The organism is Mycobacterium sp., from assembly GCF_040509115.1.
Classification (GTDB): domain Bacteria; phylum Actinomycetota; class Actinomycetes; order Mycobacteriales; family Mycobacteriaceae; genus Mycobacterium.
This window is the reverse complement of the sequence record NZ_JBEVLO010000069.1, coordinates 1-8275: the sequence shown is the minus strand read 5'-3', so window position 1 is coordinate 8275 and position 8275 is coordinate 1. Positions and strand designations below refer to the sequence as shown.

The 8275-nt window shown below is 66.3% G+C and carries 9 protein-coding genes; 5 read left to right on the top strand and 4 right to left on the bottom strand.

Going from position 1 to position 8275, the window contains the following annotated elements:
* Positions 1 to 175: 175 nt before the first annotated feature.
* Positions 176 to 940, bottom strand: coding sequence for an SDR family NAD(P)-dependent oxidoreductase (locus ABW137_RS05115; protein WP_526397541.1), 765 nt, complete (start codon positions 938 to 940; stop codon positions 176 to 178).
* A 164-nt stretch (positions 941 to 1104) separates the two neighbouring features.
* On the opposite strand from ABW137_RS05115, the gene ABW137_RS05110 reads away from it, so the two are divergent.
* The 4 genes from ABW137_RS05110 (at position 1105) to ABW137_RS05095 (ending at position 5018) form a co-directional block, all read left to right on the top strand.
* The gene (locus ABW137_RS05110) at positions 1105 to 2238 is read left to right on the top strand and encodes a sugar ABC transporter substrate-binding protein (protein ID WP_526397539.1); all 1134 of its coding nucleotides are present in this window, start codon (positions 1105 to 1107) and stop codon (positions 2236 to 2238) included.
* Positions 2235 to 3023 (top strand): ATP-binding cassette domain-containing protein, encoded by a 789-nt coding sequence (locus ABW137_RS05105; protein WP_526397537.1) that lies wholly within the window; start codon positions 2235 to 2237, stop codon positions 3021 to 3023. The genes ABW137_RS05110 and ABW137_RS05105 overlap by 4 nt, the downstream gene beginning before the upstream one ends.
* Positions 3024 to 3034: 11 nt before the next feature.
* On the top strand, positions 3035 to 4447 hold the full coding sequence (locus ABW137_RS05100) for a sugar ABC transporter permease (protein ID WP_526397535.1): 1413 nt from the start codon (positions 3035 to 3037) through the stop codon (positions 4445 to 4447).
* 133 nt (positions 4448 to 4580) lie between these two features.
* On the top strand, positions 4581 to 5018 hold the full coding sequence (locus tag ABW137_RS05095; RefSeq protein WP_526397533.1) for an RbsD/FucU family protein: 438 nt from the start codon (positions 4581 to 4583) through the stop codon (positions 5016 to 5018).
* A 4-nt stretch (positions 5019 to 5022) separates the two neighbouring features.
* Here the strand turns inward: ABW137_RS05095 and ABW137_RS05090 are convergent, their stop codons facing one another.
* Entirely contained in the window at positions 5023 to 6486 is a 1464-nt protein-coding gene (locus ABW137_RS05090; protein ID WP_526397531.1) for a protein adenylyltransferase SelO, read from the bottom strand.
* Between the two features lie 146 nt (positions 6487 to 6632).
* On the opposite strand from ABW137_RS05090, the gene ABW137_RS05085 reads away from it, so the two are divergent.
* On the top strand, positions 6633 to 7658 hold the full coding sequence (locus tag ABW137_RS05085; protein ID WP_526397529.1) for an alcohol dehydrogenase catalytic domain-containing protein: 1026 nt from the start codon (positions 6633 to 6635) through the stop codon (positions 7656 to 7658).
* A gap of 9 nt (positions 7659 to 7667) precedes the next feature.
* On the opposite strand, the gene ABW137_RS05080 is transcribed toward ABW137_RS05085, so the two are convergent.
* Both ABW137_RS05080 and ABW137_RS05075 read right to left on the bottom strand, forming a co-directional pair.
* Positions 7668 to 8087, bottom strand: a complete 420-nt coding sequence (locus ABW137_RS05080) for a nitroreductase family deazaflavin-dependent oxidoreductase (RefSeq protein WP_526397527.1) — start codon at positions 8085 to 8087, stop codon at positions 7668 to 7670.
* 23 nt (positions 8088 to 8110) lie between these two features.
* On the bottom strand, positions 8111 to 8275 hold a 165-nt coding region (locus ABW137_RS05075; RefSeq protein WP_526397543.1), incomplete at its 5' end, for a GlsB/YeaQ/YmgE family stress response membrane protein.

Sequence of the window (8275 nt, the reverse complement as noted above, 5' to 3'; positions counted from 1 at the left end):
TCAGTTCGGTCACTAGTGCCGCGAGAGATGCGACAGCACCCGACGCCGTGCCGTCGTGAGGCCGGTAGGAGCTCCCCACCACCTCGCCATGGGGGTCGACCACGACGGCGGACACTTTCGTGCCGCCGAGGTCCGCGCCCACGCTGTAGCTGCGTCTTTGCGCCCCGCCCATTGGCTATCGCACCGTCCATCCACCATCGACGACGAGTGTGTGCCCGGTGATCAAGGAAGCTCCCGGCGACGCCAGGAAGGTCACGGCCGCGGCCACCTCCTGCGGCACTCCGACGCGATGGAGGCCGGCAATTCGTTCGAGGGTGTCGTCGAGGAACTCGCGATCGGCAAGGGCTTCGGCGGTTCCGTCTGTCTCGATGAAGGTCGGTGCGACAGCGTTGACGCGAACTCCGAGTTCACCCCACTCGACCGCAAGACACTTGGTGAGGTGAATGACCGCCGCCTTGCTGGCGCAGTAGGCGGATTCGCCTGGCAGCGCGACGATCCCGGCTTGCGATGCGACGTTCACAATGCTGCCCGAGCCGCGCTCCTTGAAGAATCTGCGCGTGACGTGCTGGGAAAGGAAGAAGGTCGAGCGCACGTTCAGATCCCAGACCGCCGCGAAGTCTTCCTCGGTGACGTCGAGGGCGCTGCTGACGATGCTGCCGCCCACGTTGTTCACCAGAATGTCCACTCCGCCGTGTGTTTCCGCGATCGTGTCGAGTCGTTCCCGGCACGAGTCGAGGTCCCGAACGTCGAGCGTTAGCGGAATCGCCTCTCGGCCCAAGGATTCGATCTCGCCCACCACGTCGGTGTTGCTGTCGGTCGCTCGCAGGCCAACCACCACGTCCGCGCCGGCACGCGCGAGGTCGAGCGCGATCGCACGGCCGATTCCCCGCGACGCACCCGTCACGACGGCCACCCTGCCCGCTAGCGATGAGTCGCCCATGGCTCTCCACTCCGTCTCGTCGATTGCCTATTGCGTTTGCGTTTAGGCTCGGTTTATATTCGCATACGAGTCTAAAACAAACAATACGGATCTAAACGAGCATGCGGTCTGGCTCGTCGGTCCCCGGCTGACATCCCACTACCTCAAGGAAGAGGAACACGATCATGCGAGGAAGACACCGCGACATACGGATGGCGCTGGCCGCCGTGATTGCCGCCGCCGCACTGGTTCTCAGCGCGTGTGGCGCGAACTCGGCAGGCCCCGGTTCCGCCGACGGCGGTGAGACGGGACCCGAGAACTCAAGGGGAACGATCGGAGTGCTGCTCCCCGAGACCGCCACATCCGCTCGATGGGAGGCGTTCGACAAGCCCTATCTGGAGTCCGCAATCGAAAGCGAGGGCTACTCGGCGAACATTCAGAACGCGCAGGGTGACGTGCAGAAGTTCGCCAGCCTCGCCGACGGGATGATCGCCAGTGGCGTCAAGGCGCTGGTCGTCGCCTCTCCCAACCCGGAAGTGGGCGCGTCGGTAGAGCAGAAGGCCTCCGACGCTGGAATTCCGACGATCGCGTACGACCGTCTCAATCCAGGTGGCACCAGCGATTACTACGTGACGTTCGACAACGTTCGGGTGGGTGAGCTGCAGGCCAAGGCGTTGGTCGACGCCGTCGGCGACATCCCCGGCGCACAGGTCATTCAGATCGAGGGCGCGCCGGACGAGAACAACGCAGTGAAGTTCCACGAGGGACAGATGAACGTTCTTCAGCCGTTGTACGACGACCGCACGCTCGTTCTCGTCCGCGACCAGTTCATCACCGGGTGGGACAACCAGCTCGGCGGTACGACCTTCGAGCAGATCCTCACCGGCAACGGTGGTCGGGTCGACGGCGTGATCGCGGCGAATGACGGGATGGCCGGAGCCGTGATCACGGTCCTTCAGAAGAACGGCCTCAATGGCAAGGTGCCAGTAACCGGGCAAGACGCCACCCTGGCCGGACTCCAGTCGATTCTGCGCGGCGACCAGCTGATGACCGTCTTCAAGGCCATCAAGACGCAGGCCGAGGCGACTGCGAAGCTCGCCGCTCTCGTCGCGGACGGAAACGCCGCAGGCGCAGACGAGTTCGCCTCACAGACGACCGTCGATCCCAAGACCGATCGGGAGATCAAGTCGGTTCTTCTGGACCCCGAAGTCGTCACTCGGGACAACGTGAAGATGGTCGTCGACGGGGGATATGTGACGGCGCAGAGCCTATGCGCGGCCGATCTGGTCGCGGCCTGCCAGGAGCTGGGGATCGAATGAGTGCCGGCCTGCTCACCCTGGAAGGGATAAACAAGTCGTTCGGCCCGGTCGGCGTTCTCCACGACGTGGCGTTCTCGGTCGAGGCGGGCAACGTGGTCGCCTTGGTCGGGGACAACGGGGCGGGGAAGTCGACGCTCGTCAAGTGCATTGCCGGCATCCATCCCGTCGACTCAGGAACCTTCCGGTTCGAGGGCGAGACCGTCACCCTCCACGATCCGAGGGCGGCAGCGGAGCTGGGCATCGAGGTCGTCTATCAGGACCTCGCCCTGGCGGACAACCTCGACATCGTCCAAAACATGTTCCTGGGCCGCGAGCAGGGTTCCACGTGGTATCTCGACGAGGAAACCATGGAGGAGCAGGCCCGCTCCGCCCTCGCCTCGCTCTCCGTGCGGACGATCAGTTCCGTCCGCCAACCTGTCAGCGCCCTCTCCGGTGGCCAGCGGCAGACCGTCGCCATCGCGAAATCGGTGCTCTGGGAGTCCAAGGTGATCCTCCTGGACGAGCCGACGGCCGCGCTCGGCGTGGCCCAGACCCGACAGGTTCTCGACCTGGTGCGTCGACTCGCGGAACAAGGCCGAGGCGTCGTCCTGATCAGTCACAACCTGGCCGACGTATTCGAGGTCGCCGACCGAATCGCGGTGCTCTATCTCGGTCGACTGGTGGCCGAGGTGAAGACCTCCGAGGTCACCCACAGTCAGGTCGTTCAGCTCATCACCACCGGACGATCCGACGACCTCGGCTCTGGTCGCCCCGAAACCTCCGCTAGTTCACACCACCTGACTTAGGACTGGGCAGAATGTCAATCCCCACACGTACCGCCGGTCGAGTCGACAGGGCCGACTTCGGCGGCGACACCACCGACAGGTCATTGGCGAGCGCCATCACCGACTACCGGGCACGACTCAAATCTGGCGAACTCGGCACGCTCCCAGCACTCTTCGGGCTGTCGGTGCTCGTCGCCATGTTCGCGTTCAGCTCGCCCGTGTTCCTCTCGCTCACCAATCTCGCCAATCTGCTGTCGCAGGGGGCAGGGCGAACCATCATCGCCATGGGCTTGGTGTTCGTCCTCCTGCTTGGTGAGATCGACGTCTCGGCGGGAGCGGCATCCGGCGTCACGGCGGCCATGCTTGCGCTGCACTACGTCAGCAACGGCAACATGCTCGGAGCCATGGGGACGCCCGTCTTCGCTACGTTCATCGCCGTGGGTCTTGCCACGGTGGGACTGGCGATCTGGATGCGGATCTGGGCCGCAGCCCTGATCGGCCTGATCCCACCGGCCATCCTCCTGCTCGGCATCCCGGCAAACCCATGGGTCGAAATGCTCCTTGCGGTTTCGGTGGGAGCCTCGATCGGAACGCTCTCGGGTTTCCTGGTTGCGAAGGTGCGCATTCCATCCTTCGTGATCACCCTCGCGCTCTTCCTCACATGGCAGGGAGTGATTCTTCTGCTCATCGGCGATGGCGGAGTGCTCGGCATCAACACCGATCCGACATTGCGTGCGGTCGCCAATGGCAATCTCGACGTCGGCACTAGCTGGCTCCTCTACGGCGCATCCGTCGCGATGTTCGCAGGCCTTCAACTCACCCGCTACAAGCGAAGGGCTCGAAGGGGTCTCACCACGGCACCCCTGTCCGTCGTGGCGATCAAGGTCGCCGCGGTCGTCCTGCTTGGCGCTGCTGCCACCGGGCTGCTCACCATCGACCGATCGCAGAATGCCAACCTCGTCATCGCAGGGGTGCCCTTCGTCGTGCCGATCGTGCTCGCGTTGCTCGTCGCGGGCACCTACGTTCTCGACCACACCGCATACGGTCGATACATCTATGCGGTGGGCGGAAACGCGGAGGCGGCCAGACGTGCAGGCATCGACGTCCCCAAGATTCGCGGAAGCGTGTTCATCATCTCCGCCTCGTTTGCGGCCCTCGGCGCGATCGTCTACTCCTCGAAGGTCGGGTCGGTCGACCCCACTGCAGGCGGGCTGAACACGCTTCTGTTCGCCGTGGGTGCCGCCGTCATCGGGGGCACCTCACTGTTCGGCGGGCGAGGCCGCGTATCCAACGCCGTCATCGGCGGACTCGTCCTCGCAGTCGTGGAGAACGGCCTTGGTCTGCTGAATCAGCCAGCGGCAGTCGTCGCGATCGTGACGGGCCTGGTCCTTGCCATCGCCGCCACCGTCGACGCGTTGTCGCGGATGCGCTCGACCAAGGCGTGACCATGGATCGCGAGAGCGATTGTCGTGCACAGCTTTTCGACTGCGTTGTGCTCGTCGACTCGGGGCGGGCCGCCGACGGCCCGATGACTCGCTGCACCCGTCCACCAGCTGACCGAACGATCGAAAGGTAGTCATGCTGCTCAACGTCAACCCTCTGCTGGGACCTGAACTTCTCTACGCGCTACGCGCGATGGGACACCGACAGGACATCGCCATCGTCGACGCTAACTTTCCCAGCGAGCCCGACGGCAGGGTCATTCGGCTAGACGGAGTGAGCGCCACCGACGCTCTGGATGCGATCCTCTCGGTGCTGCCCATCGAACTCGACGATGAGGCGGGCGCCTGGCGAATGATCGCCTACGACGACCCCGGTCACATGCTCCCGATCTTCGACGAGTTCGCCGACATCGTCGAACGCGTTGCACCGAACCGTGGCGTGACACCGATCCAGCCGGATGACTTCAAGAGCCGGGCGCGTGCCGGATACCTCACCGTCGTGACCGGCGAGCGTCGACTCTACGGCGGAATCATCATCCGCAAGGGCGTCGTCCCCCCGTCTCACGGGACTTGAAAAGTCAGGTGCCGCAGAACGTTTGGTACGGTCCGAAATCCTCGGGGGCGGGTGCGGCGTAGCGATCGAGGCCGGGCCGCTCGCTGAAGGGCGACCCGGTGGCGTCCAGGAGTCGCTCGAGCGGCGCGAGGTCGCCTGCGGTCGCCGCGGCCAGCGCCTCCTCGACCAGATGGTTGCGCGGGATGTAGACGGGATTGCTGCGATCCATCGCGTCGGCATCGGGCTCGGTTGCACGCCAACGCGATAGCCAGACGTCGAAGCCAGCCAGGTCCATGAACAGTCCGCGCGCGGGCTCGGCGTCGCCGCGGGCCGCCCTGCCCAGATCGCGGAAGAAGGAGGTGTAGTCGACGTGGCTCTGCTGGAGCTGGGCGAGGAGGTCGTTGGCCAATCGTGCCACCACGTCGGACTCCACCGTCGGACTCACGCCGAGCTTGGCGCGCATGCCGGAGGTCCACGCGTCGTCGTACTGGCTGCGGAAGCGTCCGAGGGCTTCGACGGCGATGTCGACCGCCTGCTGCTGCTCGTCGGCGATCAGCGGTAGCAGGGCTTCGGCGAACCGGGCCAGGTTCCACTGCGCGATCGCTGGCTGATTGCCGTAGGCGTAGCGTCCGGCGTGGTCGATCGAGCTGTACACCGTCGCCGGGTCGTAGGCGTCCATGAACGCGCACGGTCCGTAGTCGATGGTCTCCCCCGAGATGGTCATGTTGTCGGTGTTCATCACGCCGTGGATGAAGCCGACCAGCATCCACTTGGCCACCAGTGCCGCCTGCGCGGCGACCACGGCCTCGAAGAGCGCAAGGTAACGGTTGTCCGAGCCCGCCGCCTCGGGGTAGTGCCTGGCGATCGCGAAGTCGGCGAGTCGGCGCAGCAGGTCGACGTCGCCGCTCGCGGCGGCGTACTGAAAACTCCCGACGCGGAGATGGCTGCTGGCGACCCGGGTGAGCACGGCTCCCGGCTGCGCGGTGTCGCGCCATACCTGGGCCCCGGTACCGACGATGGCCAGCGAGCGCGTCGTCGGAATGCCGAGCGCATGCATCGATTCGCTCACGACGTACTCGCGCAACATCGGACCGACGACGGCCAAACCATCGCCGCCACGGGCGAACGGCGTGCGCCCCGACCCCTTGAGGTGCACGTCGCGAAGCCGGCCTGCGGCGTCGGTGAGCTCGCCGAGGAGCAACGCGCGCCCATCGCCGAGGCGCGGCGAGTAATTGCCGAATTGGTGCCCGGAGTAACCCTGCGCGACGGGTGTCGCCCCGTCGGGAACCTCCGCGCCGACCAGGAACCCCAAGCCTGCGGGGCTGCGCAGCCACTCGGCGTCGAGACCCAGTTCGGCGGCCAGCGGTTCGTTCAGTGCCAGCAGGTGGGGTTCGGGCGCCGCCGCGGCCTTCCAGCCGACGGCCAACTCCGGCAACTCGCGAGCGAAGCGGCTGTCCAGCACGACGGTCTTCACGGGTACGGCGCTCATCCCGTCCAGGGTACGGAGCGGAGGTGATCCTGGCGCGAGACCCACGCTCGGCGAAGTGCGCAGGGTCCGGCGTCACCCCGGTCGACTGCCGGTAGCGTCGGCGCTGATGTCGGCGGCGAGGGCCGGCCCACCTCGAGGGACACCAGATGCACAACGTCGTCATCACCGGGCCCGGCGCGGTCGAGGTCCGCGAGGCATCCGACCCCGTCCTCCCAGGACCGGACGGGGCCGTCGTCGCGGTCGAGTCCTCTGCGATCTGCGGCTCGGATCTGCACTTCTATGACGGCGACCTGCCGGTGGGCGACGGCATCGCGGTCGGCCACGAATTCATGGGCACCGTGGTCGAGGTCGGCGACGAGGTGTCGAGGGTCGACGTCGGTGACCGCGTGCTGGCGGCGTCGGTCACCGGGTGCGGGCGGTGCGACGGCTGCGCGACGGGCAACCCTGTGACGTGTCTGCGGGGAATGCAGATCTTCGGCTCTGGCGTGCTCGGTGGCGGGCAGGCCACCGCGGTCGCCGTGCCTGGCGCCGACTTCCAACTGCTGCGCATTCCCGACGGCGTCGACGACGAGGCGGCGCTGCTGCTTACCGACAACCTGGCCACGGGCTGGATCGGTGCGAAGAAGGCCGACATCCCACCCGGTGGGACGGTCGTCGTGATCGGGCTGGGCGCGGTCGGATTGTGCGCCGTGCGTTCGGCTTTCGCGCAGGGAGCGGGTACCGTGCTGGCCGTCGATCCGGTGGCCGGGCGTCGATCGCTGGCGGTCGACTCCGGGGCCACCGCCCTCGACGGCCCGACGGTGGGCGCGGTGCTCGAATACACCGACGGACGCGGAGCCGACAGTGTCATCGACACCGTCGCGAAGGACGCCACGCTGAACGACGGGCTGAGTTGCGTTCGTGCCGACGGGACCGTGTCCGTGCTGGGCGTGCACGATCTCGCCCCCTACCCGCTGCCGATCCTGATGGGGCTGGTGCGCAGTCTCACCCTGCGGATGACCACCGCGCCCATTCAACAGACGTGGACCGATCTGCTTCCGTTGGTGACGACCGGGGCGCTGCGGACCGACGGCATTTTCACCCACCGCTTCCCGCTGAGTTCGGCGGCCGAGGCGTACGCCGCGGTGGCGGCGCGAACTCCGGAGTGCGTCAAGGTGATTCTGCGGCCGTAGCCCAGACGGTCAAGCGCGCTCGAGGACGACGACCGGGATCACTCGGTCCGTCTTCTTCTGGTACTCGTCGTAGTCGGGCCAGGCCGCGACCATCTTGGCCCACATGTCGGGCTTTTCCTCGTCGGTGGCCACGCGGGCGCGGACGGCGAAGCGGTCGCCCTTGATCTGGATCTCGGCGGCCGGATCGGCTTCGAGATTGAGGAACCAGGCGGGCGGTGCGTCGGTCCCGCCCTTGGATGCGACGACCAAGTGCGCGTCGCCCCAGTCCTCGAATATCAGTGCGTGACTGCGTTGGTCGTGGGACTTCCGGCCGGTGGTGAACAGGATCAGGATCTTCGTCCCGTTCCGCCAACGGAACCCGTCCTCACCGTTGGTCTCCAGGTAGCGCTCGACGTGCTGATCGCCGTGGAGGTCTTCTGCGGTGGTCATCTGGTGCCCCTTTTCGTGGGAGGTCAGTGGGTGCGGGCGCCTCGGCGACCGGTGATGCCGAGGTAGGCGGCGATCAGCACGACTGCGAAGATGACGCCGACCAGGAACGGAATGATCTCGAAGCCGCCATTCTGGTTCGAGTAGCCCAGCTTGTAGGACACCCAGGTGCCCAGAAACGAGCCGATTGC